The sequence below is a fragment of the uncultured Roseobacter sp. genome (assembly GCF_947491795.1).
Lineage (GTDB): Bacteria > Pseudomonadota > Alphaproteobacteria > Rhodobacterales > Rhodobacteraceae > Roseobacter.
The window spans coordinates 1,377,825-1,392,977 of the sequence record NZ_CANLKW010000001.1; the positions used below are offsets into that span (position 1 = coordinate 1,377,825).

13 protein-coding genes and 1 tRNA gene are annotated in these 15,153 nt (G+C 55.3%); 7 read left to right on the top strand and 7 right to left on the bottom strand.

The window, feature by feature from the left end; genetic code table 11:
- Positions 1–81 precede the first annotated feature (81 nt).
- The gene (locus Q1A34_RS06695) at positions 82–576 is read right to left on the bottom strand and encodes a twin-arginine translocation signal domain-containing protein (RefSeq protein ID WP_300032259.1); all 495 of its coding nucleotides are present in this window, start codon (positions 574–576) and stop codon (positions 82–84) included.
- A 199-nt stretch (positions 577–775) separates the two neighbouring features.
- Here Q1A34_RS06695 and Q1A34_RS06700 point away from each other — a divergent pair, with 199 nt between their 5' ends.
- Positions 776–1,399: a PAS domain-containing protein gene (locus Q1A34_RS06700; protein ID WP_300032261.1), complete on the top strand. Its 624-nt coding sequence runs from the start codon at positions 776–778 to the stop codon at positions 1,397–1,399.
- Between the two features lie 249 nt (positions 1,400–1,648).
- Positions 1,649–2,485 (top strand): alkaline phosphatase family protein, encoded by an 837-nt coding sequence (locus tag Q1A34_RS06705; protein ID WP_300032263.1) that lies wholly within the window; start codon positions 1,649–1,651, stop codon positions 2,483–2,485.
- On the opposite strand, the gene Q1A34_RS06710 is transcribed toward Q1A34_RS06705, so the two are convergent.
- The 3 genes from Q1A34_RS06710 to Q1A34_RS06720 all read right to left on the bottom strand — a co-directional run bounded on the left by Q1A34_RS06710 (position 2,486) and on the right by Q1A34_RS06720 (position 6,748).
- Positions 2,486–4,381 carry an acyl-CoA synthetase gene (locus Q1A34_RS06710; RefSeq protein WP_300032265.1) on the bottom strand — a complete coding sequence of 632 codons (1,896 nt, stop codon included), beginning with the start codon at positions 4,379–4,381 and terminating at the stop codon, positions 2,486–2,488.
- A gap of 134 nt (positions 4,382–4,515) precedes the next feature.
- The gene (locus Q1A34_RS06715) at positions 4,516–6,327 is read right to left on the bottom strand and encodes an ABC transporter transmembrane domain-containing protein (RefSeq protein ID WP_300032267.1); all 1,812 of its coding nucleotides are present in this window, start codon (positions 6,325–6,327) and stop codon (positions 4,516–4,518) included.
- A 347-nt stretch (positions 6,328–6,674) separates the two neighbouring features.
- Positions 6,675–6,748: transfer RNA gene (locus tag Q1A34_RS06720), tRNA-Gly, on the bottom strand.
- Between the two features lie 301 nt (positions 6,749–7,049).
- On the opposite strand from Q1A34_RS06720, the gene Q1A34_RS06725 reads away from it, so the two are divergent.
- Positions 7,050–7,685 (top strand): MarC family protein, encoded by a 636-nt coding sequence (locus Q1A34_RS06725; protein ID WP_300032269.1) that lies wholly within the window; start codon positions 7,050–7,052, stop codon positions 7,683–7,685.
- A gap of 1,266 nt (positions 7,686–8,951) precedes the next feature.
- Here Q1A34_RS06725 and Q1A34_RS06730 read toward each other — a convergent pair.
- Both Q1A34_RS06730 and Q1A34_RS06735 read right to left on the bottom strand, forming a co-directional pair.
- Complete coding sequence (locus tag Q1A34_RS06730; protein WP_300032271.1) at positions 8,952–9,176, bottom strand: hypothetical protein; 225 nt, start codon at positions 9,174–9,176, stop codon at positions 8,952–8,954.
- Positions 9,177–9,920: 744 nt separating this feature from the next.
- Positions 9,921–10,316 carry a response regulator gene (locus tag Q1A34_RS06735; RefSeq protein ID WP_300032273.1) on the bottom strand — a complete coding sequence of 132 codons (396 nt, stop codon included), beginning with the start codon at positions 10,314–10,316 and terminating at the stop codon, positions 9,921–9,923.
- Between the two features lie 334 nt (positions 10,317–10,650).
- Here Q1A34_RS06735 and Q1A34_RS06740 point away from each other — a divergent pair, with 334 nt between their 5' ends.
- From Q1A34_RS06740 to Q1A34_RS06750, 3 genes are read left to right on the top strand one after another with little or no spacing between them, the layout of a single operon-like run.
- Positions 10,651–11,859, top strand: coding sequence for an ATP-binding protein (locus Q1A34_RS06740; protein ID WP_300032275.1), 1,209 nt, complete (start codon positions 10,651–10,653; stop codon positions 11,857–11,859).
- A gap of 30 nt (positions 11,860–11,889) precedes the next feature.
- Complete coding sequence (locus tag Q1A34_RS06745; protein ID WP_300032277.1) at positions 11,890–12,339, top strand: response regulator; 450 nt, start codon at positions 11,890–11,892, stop codon at positions 12,337–12,339.
- 3 nt (positions 12,340–12,342) lie between these two features.
- Positions 12,343–13,428: a hybrid sensor histidine kinase/response regulator gene (locus Q1A34_RS06750; protein WP_300032279.1), complete on the top strand. Its 1,086-nt coding sequence runs from the start codon at positions 12,343–12,345 to the stop codon at positions 13,426–13,428.
- A 26-nt stretch (positions 13,429–13,454) separates the two neighbouring features.
- Here Q1A34_RS06750 and Q1A34_RS06755 read toward each other — a convergent pair whose 3' ends face one another.
- Positions 13,455–13,907, bottom strand: a complete 453-nt coding sequence (locus Q1A34_RS06755; protein WP_300032281.1) for a response regulator — start codon at positions 13,905–13,907, stop codon at positions 13,455–13,457.
- A gap of 423 nt (positions 13,908–14,330) precedes the next feature.
- On the opposite strand from Q1A34_RS06755, the gene Q1A34_RS06760 reads away from it, so the two are divergent.
- Positions 14,331–15,153: transporter substrate-binding domain-containing protein (locus tag Q1A34_RS06760; protein WP_300032284.1), on the top strand; the 823-nt coding region annotated here is incomplete at its 3' end.

A 15,153-nucleotide genomic window follows, 5' to 3' on the forward strand; every position in this document is an offset into this window, starting at 1 on the left:
CCCATGCTGCAGGCGCAGAGTTTTCGACGCCGCGCCGCAGAAAGACACACGTTAACAAAAGGTTAACGCCTGCGCCGGAGATCAGCCGGAAACCGCCTGGTATCTTCGGAACACAGGCACCAGGTCCTCACTGCTGCGCATGCCCGACAGAATTTCCTGCCGGTTGCCCGCTTTGTCAAAGATCACAAGCGTTACATGCGGCACCCCATGCTGCACCGCAAACCGCTGACCTTCCTGTGTTTTTATGTCCGCAACCAGGTAGAGCAGATCACATTCGCCAAAATTCCGCAGCGCCTGCCGCGTCTGTTTTTGCAGCGCGGTACAGGTCGGACACTGCGGATCGTGCACCTGAACAACTGTCGGCTTACCCTGCCCGATCCGGCTCAGATCATGCTCAGCCGCCCAGGCCCGGAAAGAGCCCAGCGCAAACCAGCCGCCGCCGCCCGCCACGACCGCCCCCACAGCCCCCATGCGGGCCAGCTTCAGCACATCACGCCGGGACGGCCCGGGCGACGGGGGTGTCTGGTGCTTTTGCCCCTTGCGGCGGCTCTTGCGGGTGTTTTTGGGTTTTGCCACGGTGATGCCCTCCGGCTCTGCCCGCGCAGCATGGACCCCCGCGACCGATGGCACCATTCAACGGACATTCACGGCAAGTCACCTTCGCGTGTTCGGGCGTTCCGGCCCCTTTTCCCTTGCCGGATTGAAAAACCGGGCTAATTCGTTAACAATTGGTTAATAACATCCACGCGCCAGCGCGCAGGGGGGGCGCTTCTACATGCTCGACGGCATCAATCTGCCAGCAGGACTTTCACCCGCTCTGCGGGCAGCCTGCGACAGTCTCACGACATCGGTGACACTGGCGGATCCGTCGCTGGACGACATGCCGCTGGTCTATGCGAACCGCGCTTTCGAAGAGCTCACACTCTATCCGGTCCAGGAAGTCATCGGACAGAACTGCCGTTTTCTCCAGGGTCGGGTGTCTGACCGGACCGTATCTGACGAGATCGCATCGGTTTGCCAGAACCACGGCTCCGACAGTTTCTGCGTGATCAACTACCGTCGCAACGGCACGCTTTTCTTTAACCTGCTGTCGATCGGGCCGGTGCAGATCGCGCCGGGCCGCACCCTTCTGATGGGATGCCAGAGCGCCTTCCGGCCAACCCAGAACTGCGGCACACTGGCGCGCACCGCTGCCGCAATCGACCACGCTCACCGCCAGCTGCGGCTGGGCCGCCGGGTGGGGCCGACCCGCGTCAATATGCATGACACGTTCCGCCTTGATGCGACCGCGATGCGCTTTGATGCGACCTTTACCCGGGTGCGCAATCTGGTGATCCGCAACACCAATGACCGGATGCAGGCAGCACGCATGCAGGTCCGGGAACGTGCATTCGCCTGACGGCCCGCAGGACCGTGCGCCCGGCCAGGAACAGGTTAACGATCCTGCCTGAAACCGGGGTCGGAGCGGGAAAACCGACACATGCACCGACAAAATACCGACGTTATACCGACGTAAAACCGACGTCGCTTTTTCCCTGAAAATCAGGCCTCTGGCGCGGTTCAGACAAAAATCCGGCCCAGGACGTGATCGGTGTTGCGCGCGCGCTGCCCTTACGGTCAGATAACCCTGACAGGACCGGAGGCCCGCATGGATCGTAAACTGCTGCTCATCATCATCGACGGTGTGCCCTGGCGCAACTGGCGCCGCCTGTTCGGCAACCTTGAAGGCTGGGCAGACACCGGCGAGGCGCGTGTATGGAAAATCCGCTCGGTCCTGCCGTCGATCTCGGCCAGCTGCTATGCCTCTATCCACACCGGCGTGACCCCGGCTGAACATGGCTGCACCGGCAACGGCAATGTGTTCCGGCTCTCGCAGCCCGATGTGTTCTCTCAGGTCCGCCAGGCGGGCGGGATCACCGGAGCGGTTGCGCATTCCTTCTGGTCGGAGTTTTTCAACCGCGCGCCTTTCGACTTTGTCCGTGATGTCGAATATGACGAACCGGGCAGCGACACCATCTGTCACGGGCGGTTTCACAGCATGACCGGGTACAATCTGACCAACCAGATGACACCGTCAGACGTCGATCTTTTTGCAACGCTGACAATGCTTTGCAATCGGTTTGAGCTGAATTACGGCATGCTGCACAGCTGCACGCTCGACTGTATGGGGCACCGGTTTTTCCACGACTGCCAGGAGATGGACCACGCCTGTGCGGTCATGGACGAGATGCTCGCGCCCTTCATTCACCGCTGGCGCGCGGCAGGCTACGAAATCATCGTGACGGCAGATCATGGTCAGGACGACCGCGGGCATCATGGCGGCCGCGACCCGCTGCAACAGGACGCGGCGCTCTATTACTTCGGCCCGGCCGAGGGCCCTGCCCCGGACACTGTCATTGACCAGCTGCAGCTGGCCCCGACCATCCTGCACCGTCTGGGCGCACCCGTGCCCGACACGATGAAAGCAGGCTCGTTTTTGAGCTGATTATTCCGCAGCGACCGCCGTGCCGGCCAGCTCCCACGGGCGGATAAAGTCGCCCAGAACCGCGCCGATGGCGTCCTCGGATGCGCCGTTGGGCTGGATCTGAGCGACCAGTCCGCGCTTCTTGTCGTCGGTGACAGAGACAACCCGCGCGGCAACGCCCGCCTTTTCCAGGGCGCCGTTGTAGATCCGGGTGATCGCATGCTTGCGCAGGTCAGGTTTAAAGATCTTGCCAACTGCGGTTTTGGGCAATTCTGGCATAATTGTCATATGCTTAGGCTGCGCGGCCCGCTCCAGAACACGCTCTTTGCAGAAAGCCAGAAGCTCTTCCTCGCTCACGCTTGCGCCGCCCACCAGCTCAACAAAAGCACAGGGCACTTCGCCGGAATGGGCATCCGGCTGACCGATAGCCCCGGCAAAAGCGACGGCTTCGTGATGCAGCAGCGCCTCCTCAATCTCGGCGGGATCAATGTTGTGCCCGCCCCGGATGATCAGGTCCTTGGCGCGTCCGGTGATCCAGACGTAGCCATCCGTGTCGATGCGTCCCAGATCGCCCGTGCGCAGGTGCTGCCCATAGTAAAGATCAGCGTTCTTGTCCGCTTCTGTGTAGGTATTGCCCACGAAAACGCCTGGGTTCGAAACACAGATTTCACCGATCTCGTCTGTTGCGGCCTCGATCGGGCCGTCGGGCGTTCCCTTGTAAATTTTGACGTCGCAATAGGGCAGCGGCACGCCGATACTGCCGACTTTTTTCTCGCCGTCCGTCGGATTGACAGAGACAAGGCAGGTCGCTTCTGTCAGGCCATAGCCCTCCACAAGCGTCACGCCGGTGGCCTTTTCAAACCGGCGGAACAGCTCCAGCGGCAGCGGTGCCGAGCCGGAGAAGGCGGTTTTGACAGAGCTGACGTCCGCATCAATCGGACGCTGCATCTTGGCCGAGATTGCCGTAGGCACCGTGATGATAAAGGTCACCTTCCAGCGCTCAATGAGCTTCCAGAAGTTATCCATGACCCCCTCGCCGCGATAGCCCTGCGGCGTCGGGAACACGACATGCGCGCCGGAGGTCACGGCCGCCATCAGGATCACGTGGCAGGCAAAAACATGGAACATCGGCAGCGGGCAGATGATCGTGTCTTCTTCGGAAAAGAGCAGGCGCGCGCCCAGCCAGCCATTATAGATCAGCCCGGAATAGCGGTGCTGCGCAACCTTTGGCATGCCGGTTGTGCCGCCTGTGTGAAAATAGCAGGCCACACGGTCTTCCTGGATATCCTCAAAGCCGAGTGTTTTGGGCTGCCGGGACAGTTCGCCCAGAAAATCCTTGTAGGCGGCCTGGTTCTGCACCGTGCGTTTGGGTCGGATCAGCGGCACGATCCAGGACTTTGGAGGCGTCAGATACCGCAGCAGATCAACCTCCAGCACGGTTTCGACACCCGGCGCCAGGGCCACCGCTTCCGCTGCTTTATCCGCAACATCCGTTTTCGGGAAAGGCTTGAGAGTGACGACGACTTTGGCACCGGTTTCCCGCAGGATCGAGCCAATCTGCTCGGCATCCAGGAGCGGGTTGATCGGGTTTACGATACCTGCAACCGCCCCGCCCAGCAGTGCCAGAACAGTCTCGTTTGCATTTGGCAGAATGTAGGCAACGACGTCTGTCTCGGTAATGCCAAGCGAGCGGAAAAGGTTGGCGGCCTGGGCGGTTTTATCTTTCAGATCAGACCATGACAGGGTTTCCGCTTTGTCTTTGGGCCCCGAGAAAATCTGGTAGCTGACCGCGTTGTGGTTGGGAAATTTTTCCGCCGTCCGGCTCAGCTGGCCGTACAGTGTGACAGGCATATCCCGGTCACTCCAGGGCATCTCTTTCTCGATTGCTTCACAATCCGCGCGGCCGGCAAATGTCATACGTGTCTCCTCCCAGAGCCCCCGGTTTCGGGTTTTTCTTTTCTGACAGGCAAAATGCGGGTTTTGGGCGTGTTCTGCAAGCCATTGCACGCCGCCTTTCCCCGCGGGGACGTCACGTAAAAATCAGACGCGGCCTATTCCGCCGCGATCCCGTCGGTAAACTGCAAACGCGCCAGACGCGCATACAGCCCACCTTCGGCCACCAGCTGATCATGCGGCCCGGTGGCCACGATACGTCCCTGATCCATCACAATGATCCGGTCGGCTTTTTTTACGGTCGCCAGGCGGTGCGCCACAATCAGCGTTGTGCGCCCCTCGCTCAGCCGGTCTACAGCCAGCTGAACTGCACGCTCGCTTTCCGCATCCAGAGCGCTTGTCGCCTCGTCCAGCAGCAGCACGGGCGCATCCCTGAGAATGGCGCGCGCAATCGCGATGCGTTGCTTCTGCCCGCCCGAGAGCATCACCCCGCGTTCGCCGAGGTAGCTGTCATAGCCGTCCGGCAGTGCCGTGATAAAGTCATGGGCCGCCGCCGCGCGGGCCGCGGCATCGGTTTCTGCATCTGTTGCGTCCGGCCGTCCGAACCGGATGTTTTCGCGTGCAGAGGCTGCAAAGATCACCGGGTCCTGGGGCACAAGCGCAACCGCCCTGCGAAAGGCCTCGCGGCGCAGATCGGCCAGATCGATACCGTCGAGCGTAATGCGCCCCGATGCCGGATCATAAAACCGCAGTATCATCTGAATGATCGTTGTTTTCCCCGCGCCGGACGGGCCGACAAAAGCCACCGTTTCACCGGGCTCGATGGTCAGGCTGACCGCGTCCAGTGCTCTGATCCCCGGGCGGGACGGATAGGCAAAGGTTACCTTTTCAAATCCGATCCTGCCTCTGACAGGCTCCGGGAGGGACCCGGCGCTTTTGCTGTCACGGACAGTGTCTTCTGTCTGTAACAGCTCAACGAGCCGCTCTGTCGCCCCGGCTGCGCGCTGCAGTTCACCCCAGATCTCTGACAGCGCCGCGACGCCCCCCGCGACCATCACAGCATAGATGACAAACTGCACCAGGGCGCCCTGTGTCATCTCGCCTCCGCGCACATCCCGCGCGCCGATCCACAAAACGCCCACGATGCCCGCAAACACCAGGAAAATCACGATCACAGTCATGACGGCTCTGGTCGTCACACGCCGCCGCGCGGCATCATAGGATTGCTCGGTCATCTGCGCGAACCGGTCGCGGCTGGCCCCCTCATGGGTATAGGCCTGAACCGTCTGCACCGCCCCGAGCGCTTCAGAGGCGTTGCCCGAAGACGCCGCGATCCAGTCCTGGTTTTCGCGGCTCAGCACTCTGAGCCGCCGGCCCAGCACAAGAATAGGTACAATCACCGCAGGCACCAGCAACAGAACCAGCCCGGTAAGCTTGGCCGAGGTGAGCAGCATCAGAATGAGCCCGCCCACAAAGATAAGGACATTCCGCAATGCGATAGAGACAGACGACCCGATGACAGAAAGGATCAGCGTGGTGTCCGTGGTAATCCGGCTCAGCACCTCGCCCGTCATGGTTTTTTCATAAAATGCCGGGCTCATGCCGATAACACGGTCGAAAACGGCCTTGCGGATATCTGCCACAACCCTTTCACCAAGCCGCGTCACCAGCGCATAGCGAAGCCCTGTTCCCACCGCCAGCAGTGCGGCAATCCCAAGTGCCGCAGCAAAGTAAAGATCGAGATCCCGCGCGCTTTTGGTATCAAAATTGTCCACAACGCGGCGCACGGCCAGAGGAAGCGTCAGAGACAGCATGGCGGTGACAACCAATGCGGCCAGCGCAGCAGCCATCAGTTTGCGGTAGGGCCAGAGAAACGGCGTAAGTGCTGCCAGAGCTCCCAGCTTTTTCGATTTCTCGCGTTCGTCGCTTTGCCCCGGCGCACCAGGAGCCGGGGGATTGGGCCGGGCCATCACAAGTCCTTTGTTCAGTCGGTCTTTTTTTGGCGGCACCGGGCACGGGCGTCAAGCCGCCCTGACGCATAAGCGGCGTCTGACCGCAGGCATGACTGTACCACACAGATGCAGTTCCCAGGATTTTGCGATCCCATGCGCCCGGTCAGCCTGATGCGCACCGTCCGCTGCGTTCCGTGTTTTCTGATTGAAATATACCGCAGAGGAATAAACTTTCAGCGTCGTAACTCACGCCCTGCCCAGGCAGCTTTGACACCACCAAAGAGTGGGACGAAACGCTCATTTTTGCCGGCACACGGTTGGCACGGACGAAGAGACATCACGGTGGCGCGGCATGAAAATTATTCTGGAGCGGGCGGCGGGAATCGAACCCGCGTCATTAGCTTGGAAGGCTAAGGTCTTACCACTACACAACGCCCGCTCAGTCAGTTGAGGTACTATTTCATAGCCATGTGAGCGTCAAGCCAGAGTTGAGAGAGAGCTCAGTTTGGCTCGATTAATGGCTGAGTGTCTCGCAGACGGGGGATACTTTGCAGAACAGAAGTTGTGACGGCACACCACCCAAATCTGACATTATGGCTGAGTGAGGCGGGAAGCGGACCTTCGCTGCACATTAACCATTGTTTCGTCGGTTTGCACATGCAGCATCGCCCGATTTCAATCCTATTGAAGACAGGATAGAATGACATTCACAAACTGAAAGGTAGGGTCGAGTGTTTGGAATGAACTGGGCAGACCTTGGGCGCGAGTTCATCACTATCCTTGTAGTTGTTGATCCTATAGGAACCTTGCCAGTGTTCTACTTTGCCACTGCTTCAGTACCGCAGTCGCGGCACAGAGCTTTCGCAATTCGAGCAGTTTTGGTCGCAACTATTGTCCTCTTATTCTTCTTAGTTGCAGGTCAATTGCTTCTGGAAGCACTCGGTCTTCGTTTCGGTTCATTCCAGATCGCCGGCGGCATGGTTTTGTTTCTCTTTGCGATGATGATGATTTTTGGTGCTTCTAAGTCAGATAAAGAGATTGCAGAAGCTGAGCGCAACGACTTGTCAGGGGCTGTTTTTCCACTCGCCATGCCGTCGATTGCTTCCCCAGGAGCTATGCTTGCAATCGTTGTTTTGACTGATAATCACTCCAACCCTGTGCAAGAGCAGGTAATCACTGCCGGATTGCTATTGGTCGTTATGCTACTAACGCTGGTACTTTTGCTGTTGGCATCGCAGGTGAAGAAAGTTCTTGGGAACACTGGGGCTAACGTTATCAGTCGCGTTATGGGAATAATTTTGGCGACTATCGCAGTCGACGCAGTTCTCGGCGGCTTGGATTCTGTGGGCGTTCTGAGCCTTGTGGAACCGCCCTAAGATGCGCCACTTTATTGAAGTGGGACGATCAAAAAACTGGCGAAATGAATGGCTGCTTTGTCCGCGTTGTGTGAGTTCGGACCCATCCAAATATCGCGATCGCAGCGAATGTCGGCTGTGTGGGCTGCAACTGCGGCATCGCAGTCGGAGGTCGGACGGCGGCTTTGGGCCGCCCGTGGCAGGGGCGGTCGGGTCAGTCGAGCGATATGCTGCGTCGCCATGAATGGCGGAAGAGAGCCCAATGTGTGAATTTGAGGGTTTTGCGTTTTGCGCATTGGCTGCGACAAACGCCGCACCTGCGCAATGATCTGCGTCGCACGGTGGTACGAAAAGGGGTCATTGTTGTGAAGGGCAGTGAAGATTGGGCGCGCAGTTCTGAGGTGGCGAGCAAAACAGGCCTCGGTAGTGACCAAAGGACGAAACTCGGGGCATCAGGCCTCGAGCTTTTCTGCAACTTGTCTTACAACGCGCTGTGTGATCAACCAAGCCGATCTGTTATGGGTAACAACACCGTTCACTACCGGCGTGTCCAACGGAGATGTTCGAACAGAAAACACGGCATCGTTACTTGCTGATGCGACATTGGAGGCGAAAACGCTTCAAGTGGATTCACCGTTCAAACTGAACAACACCGCATCGCCAGGAACGATATCAGATATTAAATGCCACCCTTGTCTAGTCATAACAGCGTGGCTTCCAGTGGCGCAGAAAACGCCCCACGCGTGTTCAACGGAATAAACTCTTTCGATGCCTTTCGCCTCTTTGGTGAGGACGATAGCTGTCGAGAATTGCTTTCGATGGGAATCCCAAACCGCTATAGTCTGACCTGGTCTTAAATCTGACAGTGAAACACACGTTCCGTCCTCGAGTTGAAAGCGGGCAGTCCCAGGTAGACAAACTCTCTCCTGTGCTCTTTTTCGGGTTAGATGTTCCTCGTAGTCTTCAAGCGTGGCGAAATCGGATAAGACCCGACCCGAACTCTTAAAGACAAGAAATCCACCCCACGCCAGCCAGACACCAAAACCAACAATCCCACCCAAAAAATAGGTTATTGGAGCTATAAAAATAATTGTAATAAGTGCACTTACTACCAGCTACCATTTGAAGTCATCCCTTGCATCCGCACCAAAAAGCAGTTCCGGTCGCAGTGATTTTTTGACGTCCCATCGATGCCGACTAACACGTCTGGCGTTTTGATTTTCGAGCCATCCTAAGCGGTCTGCAACCAAAAAAACCAATCAAAGACACGTTGCTCATGGGGCAATCTCATTCTTCCAAATCCTCTGCGGTTTTCTCAAGCGCCTTGAGAGCCATGTTCACGGTTAGCTTTTTTAGAGCATGCAAGGGAAAGCCAACGCTGGCAAAGCCAACAACAAAAAAATATGCCGTTGTTTGTGAAGCGAAGTATGCAGGGAGCACAGCCACTGCCAAACCGGCTAATGGTGTTGCACTAGCCGGAACGATGAAGAGCGCTTCAAAAAAAAATAGCACGGCAAAGCCCGCGCTCTATTCTCCGCTGCTCCGTCTTCGTAAGTGAATCGTGCTTGCGCAATAGTAAAATACAGTCGTTCTTCTTTACGAGGTTGTATGTGAGCAACGCCGCTGTCACTGACTGCAATAGGGGATGCCATCCCAAGAAAAATAATACACTCGCATCTTGCACTGGCAGGATAACTCCACGATCTCGTTTTCACATTGTTCTGTCATTTGGCGAAAAGTAAATGACGAAATTGACTTCCAGAGTGCCTATCGGTTCGTCAAGAATGCGGTCGCTAACACCATCCTTATGAGCCCCTAGAAGCGGAGGGTCAGTTTGAGATCTCGCCTCAAGCGCGGCTTTGAACGACCGCAATCGGCAAATCTGTTGCACTGCCTCAACCGTCTCAACGCAGTTGCGAACGGATGCTGCGTTAGCGAAGGGTGAAAATTGAAGGTCAGCTTTTCCCGCGATGTGTGAGTTCGATGAGGCCCGGATTTCGCATGCGCAGCGAAAGTCCGCAATGCGGGCTGCGACCGCAGCATTCGTTTGCTAAGTCAAACGTCTGGAATGGGCCGTCCACGATAAATCCGCTCAGACTGTTCGGCCCGATGCTACGCTCGATCTAATGACGGTTGCGAGCTCACACCTCCCAATTGCTGCAACATGCACGTATGGTCACACAGCGATGAAATCCGACATTGCCGGTAATAATGAGCTGCCAGATTTTCTGGCCCAGTCACGCAAAACGGACTTTTTTAAGTTGCGCCGGATACGCAAAAACTCTCAACAAACCCGAGCAGTTCTCCAGCGGTAATTGGCTTTGTTGCGTAACCATTCATCCCGAGGTGCTCTATGTAATTCTCGTCATGAAAACGGGTATCGTTGGTGACCGCAATGATTGGCAAGTCACGTGGTGGATCATTAGGGTGTGCTCTGATCCGATTTGTCGCTTCAAGGCCGCCTACGCCAGGCATATGTATGTCCATCAGGACGAGACCGTATCTTTCAGGGTTCTGTGATATTTTTTCGCATCCGTCCGCACCATCTTGCGCGAGGTCGACGTCGACATCCAGTGTCGCAATGATGCTACGCATCATAAACCACGTGAACTCATCATCTTCAACGATCAGAACTTTTTTGGTGTTTCGCATTTACCCGCTTCACTTTTGATGCCTGAACGTAGCCAAGAGAGCTATTTGTTACAACTGAAAGCCACAGATGCAGTGATGATTTCGCCGTCACGCAACGACAGTTTGGACCTTATGCATATTGGATTGCTACGCATGCGGCAGTTTTGATGCTCTCGACCGACCCAGATGCCAAGGGTGGTTCGCACAAGCACCGTTTGCGCTGATACCATGTAACTTTCCCCTGATCGTTGCGGTCCAGATTGGTTAAGAATGTGTTAACCCATTTCGTCGTCAGGTTGTGTAGTCTTATCCGAACGTGCTCCGAAAAGAGCATCAAGGGCAAAGGGGGCTATCCATGCTGGACGTTATCAGGAGTATTTTTGACTCTGCTCAGTTTGTGCCGCACGGCATGTGTCTTTTGTGGCGGCCAGATCTGATTGTGCTTCATGGCGGGTCAGATGTGCTGATTGCTCTGGCCTATTTCACGATCCCTTTGCTCATCCTGAAGGCACAAAAGCGTCGTCCTGATTTAATTGATCCAAGCGTCGCACGTATGTTTGCTGCCTTTATTACCGCCTGCGCTTTGAGCCATACAGGCGCGTTCCTGACGCTTTGGTACCCAGCCTACGGCCTTCAGGGGATCGTCAAGTTGCTTACAGCTGGTGTCTCGATCTACACAGCATTTCAGCTGGCACGGTTGCTGCCCAGTTTCCTGGTTTTACCCAGTCGCGAGGACATGATCCGCAAGGACGCGCAAATCATGATGGGCAAGAAGATCGTGCAGGAATCGCAGGAGGCGCAAAGCAGGTTGAGCGAGTTTGCGCATATCGCATCACACGACCTGAAAGCACCCTTGCGGGGTATTTCAAACCAGGCCCAGTTTATTGATCAGGATCACAATGACACGCTGGCACCTGATGCCCGCAAGAGACTGGGCCGCATTGTTGAGCTATGCGAACATGTCGAGTCCCTGATATCCACGCTCATGACGTATTCCAGCCTCGGCGCATCGCTCTCGGTCAGGTCGATAAATGTCGGGGACTCTGTTGGCGAAATTGTCGGATCTCTGTCCGAGTTCCTGAGTCATCGCAACGCGACAGTGGATATTGAAACAGATCTGCCAGACCTGAACTCCGACCCGGCGCAGATCGATACGGTCTTCCGTAACCTGATTATGAATGGGGTCGTCTACAACGACGAAGCACGAAAAACGATCAGGATTGGGTATCTTCCCCGCGCCTTTGTCAACGGCCGTCAGATTGACGAAGTCTACTACGTCAAAGACAACGGGATCGGAATCAGAGAAGAGTTTCACGATTCAGTATTCAAGATGTTCAAGCGGCTGCACAATGAGCAGTCTTATGGACCCGGTTCCGGATCTGGTCTGACGTTTGTGAAGAAAGTCGTCGAAATTTCAGGCGGCGTGGTGGATTTTACGTCGTCCCCCGGGGCGGGCAGTACTTTCTACATTTCGTTTGCAAAACAACCAGAGCCCGTCGAAGGTGAACGGACAGAAGGGTCCCGTTTGCCTACCGACGCTTCATTGCCAGGCGCTGTCGTTTGAACGGGCATGCCGGACGCGAAAGGGCGTGGAATGGAAGATGATACTGTCGACATCCTCATCGTTGAAGACAGCGATGATGACTATGAGGCGACACTCAGAGCGTTAAGTCTGCCTGCGGCGATCGAGCAGCGTGTTGTCCGGTGTCGGGACGGGGTCGAGGCCTGGAATACTCTGAACGTCGATCCCGCAAAAGATGCGGATGGATCGGAGGCGCGCCGATTGTTCATAATAATGGATTTGAATATGCCGGGATTGGATGGTCGCGCATTGCTGGCAAAGATAAAGTCGCACGACCAACTGAAGAGCATTCCGGTTGCCATCCTAACCACATCGGACGATCCGGCCGACGTTCAGGAGTGTTACCGCAAGGGGGCGAATACTTTCGTCAAGAAACCAATCAACTGGTCAGTTTTTGCAACGCAAATGGAAGCGTTAAAAGCATTCTGGCTGAATTCTGCGACACTACCTTTCCGGCTTTGATTTATGAATACGCTTCTTATCGTTGATGATGACCCTGAAGATCGAGAGGCAATTATCAGATCTTTCGCGCGGGATCATGACGACGCCTACAAGGTGTTAGAAGCGCATGATGAGGCCTCCTGTTTCGCGTGTTTGTCAGAGAACACGTCGATAGACTGCATCCTGCTTGACTACTCTATGCCTGGCTGTGACGGGCTTCAGCTGTTGTCTAAGGTTCTGAAAGATAGAGAAGACCTGACAGTTGTCATGATCACAGGAGAGGGAAGCGAAGACATCGCCGTCAAAGCCCTTAAGCTCGGCGCACAAGATTACGTCATCAAAAAAACGATTTCGCAGATTGATATCAAACGGCGGGTCGCGCACGCTATAGAGCGCAAGGATATGGCGAAACGACTCGCACGCCAGCAGCAGGGCCTCAGGGATTTTGCCGACATACTGGTTCACGATCTCCGCGCGCCGCTCAGGTCCATTCGCGGTCCCATCGAAATACTCACCCAGACTGACACTCCGGTAACTCAGGAAATGCGTGAAGAATTGCACCAATTTATTACGGACGGCGTTGAGCATATGGACAGGCTTGTTGTCTCATTACATGCATTCTCGAATGCTGAAAAAACCAAAACATCGTTTGGCTCAATTGATGCGAAACGCCTTCTGGAGACTGTACAACGTAATCTGCAGTATCAAATCGAAAAGACAGGAGCGAAAATAACTCTCGAGATAGGAGTTGATCGAATTTGGGGCGCGCCAGATCTCCTTGCACAATTGTTACAAAACGTGGTCGAAAATGGCATCAAGTATAATACGTCGAACCCGCCAAGCGTTCATGTATCGCTTTCCGAGGACGCTGAGGCCTGGCGGGTAAGCGTGTCCGATAATGGTATTGGAATAGAAGAACAATTCAGAGAAGAAATATTCGAGCCCTTCAAAAGACTGCATACTCAGACAGCATACAGCGGGTCTGGACTGGGCCTTGCCACATGCAGACGCATCGCCGAACTGCACTCCGCAGAGCTACATTGTGTGCCATATCCAAGTGGTGGAACAGAATTCATTTTGAAGCTTCCCAAGCCAGTTGCGTCAGATTAAGCAATTTGACGGTCTCGATCAAAACACTAAACGGATGCGAGTTCTCTGCTCTGCAAGTAACTGCGATACAGATCCAGGTCAGACGGCAGATCAGCGGGGTTCCAGTGGCAGCGTGTGCCATCAAGAAACTTGCGAAGGCGGCTATCGTCTGCCGGTTTTGTCAAAAATCCGTCGCAGTCATTTGCCAAAGCCCTGCTTCGTGTTGTGTCAGTGCCATCACTGGTCAAGAGGACGAGAGCGGGAGAGCCTTCCACGTAGAGTTGCTTTAACTGAAGGCACAAATCTGTTCCCAGTTTGCCGGGCATGTGTTGGTCGACGAAGATAACGTCAAAAAATGAGCTTTCGCGACTCGAAATCTCTTCCAATGCATCATCTGAACTCGAAGCGTGTATTACCAAAGCATCGCATTGAAGTGATTTTATCCGAAATGTAATGTCGAACGCATCGTATTCATCGTCGTCAATGAGCAAAATATTCATGGCGATGGTCCAGAAATTTCAAGCTTTTTGATCAGTTGCAACGCAGGTTGCTTAATAAAGGTTACGAAAGACTTAACGCAGCGTCCCCACAAAAAACAACTTTATGTCAATTTGGCGACCAGCTGACCACAACGAAGAGGGCCATCCTGCGCGAACGGGAACAACGTCCTGCAGAGTTATTCTTATCGCTACATGCATCTCATCCGCTTGCGAAGCCAAAGAGCTGAAATCCAACCCCTTGTGGGCGCCCTTCCCGGAGCACAGTAAGCCATTTAACACATGCTGTACGGCATTGAATCCCCGGATCGCGTGACACCGGACGAATTCAAGAACATCCTGTTACGAAAGTCAGAAACATCGTTCTCATTATCTCGTCAAAAAATTAAGACCTGTCTGATTTACCTGCGCCGAGGAAAATGATCGATGGATAGTCTTATGGTGTCGGGTTTCACCACTTTGAGAATGTTTGTTTTTTTCGGTGTGGGTGTTGCCTGTTACCTAAAGGCTTCACCGCCCGCCGCACAGGAACCTGATCCGGCTCCCGTCCGGATGGCGTATTCGGAGTTTTACCCTCACAGCTTTACCGGCGTCGATGGACAACCCCAGGGCCTTGCCATTGATATTGCGAGACTTCTCGTAGCGGCTGACGGGCGTGAACTGGAGTTCCTGCGTGCCGACGACCCCGGTGTTGTAATGGATATGATGGTTTCAGGAGAGGCCGACATGAGCTCGACACTGGGGTTGACCCCAGATCGTCTGGCAACTGCAATTGCAACGCAGCCATTCGGATCCTTCCGAACAATGCTCTTTACAAAGAAGAACGGCGCCAGGCGGTCACCAGAAGACTTCCTTGGAAGCCGCATCGGAGTGGTCACCGGCTCATTGTCTGTCACACTGGCCGCTCAGAACTCATTCACAAACATCGTGGAGTTTCCCAATCCCGATGCCCGCCTCATGGCTCTGCTGACCGGAGAAATCGATGCGACGGTGGCGGCTGCGGACAGTTTTTCGAGGCGATTACGCCAAATGGGCTCTGACATCTTCGTCGAGGCCATCGAACCGCCTCTGGGTGAAACGCCGTTTGGTTTTTTTGTTTCGTCATCTTCAGGCGACCTTCTGTCGTCTCTGAATGAGCAGATCGAAGCGCAGCTCACCCCGGAGGTCCTTGGCGCGCTCAGTGAAACCTGGTTCGGAAGACCAACGCGATTGCCCGAACATGACTACATCCTGTGGGGTTCAATTGCCG

What these genes read in the sequence shown, in the direction of transcription:
- Q1A34_RS06700 (WP_300032261.1), top strand. Translation starts at nt 776, where the DNA reads ATGCTCGACGGCATCAATCTGCCAGCAGGACTTTCACCCGCTCTGCGG.
- Q1A34_RS06705 (WP_300032263.1), top strand. Translation starts at nt 1,649, where the DNA reads ATGGATCGTAAACTGCTGCTCATCATCATCGACGGTGTGCCCTGGCGC.
- Q1A34_RS06710 (WP_300032265.1), bottom strand. Translation starts at nt 4,381, where the DNA reads ATGACATTTGCCGGCCGCGCGGATTGTGAAGCAATCGAGAAAGAGATG.
- Q1A34_RS06715 (WP_300032267.1), bottom strand. Translation starts at nt 6,327, where the DNA reads ATGGCCCGGCCCAATCCCCCGGCTCCTGGTGCGCCGGGGCAAAGCGAC.
- Q1A34_RS06725 (WP_300032269.1), top strand. Translation starts at nt 7,050, where the DNA reads ATGAACTGGGCAGACCTTGGGCGCGAGTTCATCACTATCCTTGTAGTT.
- Q1A34_RS06735 (WP_300032273.1), bottom strand. Translation starts at nt 10,316, where the DNA reads ATGCGAAACACCAAAAAAGTTCTGATCGTTGAAGATGATGAGTTCACG.
- Q1A34_RS06740 (WP_300032275.1), top strand. Translation starts at nt 10,651, where the DNA reads ATGCTGGACGTTATCAGGAGTATTTTTGACTCTGCTCAGTTTGTGCCG.
- Q1A34_RS06745 (WP_300032277.1), top strand. Translation starts at nt 11,890, where the DNA reads ATGGAAGATGATACTGTCGACATCCTCATCGTTGAAGACAGCGATGAT.
- Q1A34_RS06750 (WP_300032279.1), top strand. Translation starts at nt 12,343, where the DNA reads ATGAATACGCTTCTTATCGTTGATGATGACCCTGAAGATCGAGAGGCA.
- Q1A34_RS06755 (WP_300032281.1), bottom strand. Translation starts at nt 13,907, where the DNA reads ATGAATATTTTGCTCATTGACGACGATGAATACGATGCGTTCGACATT.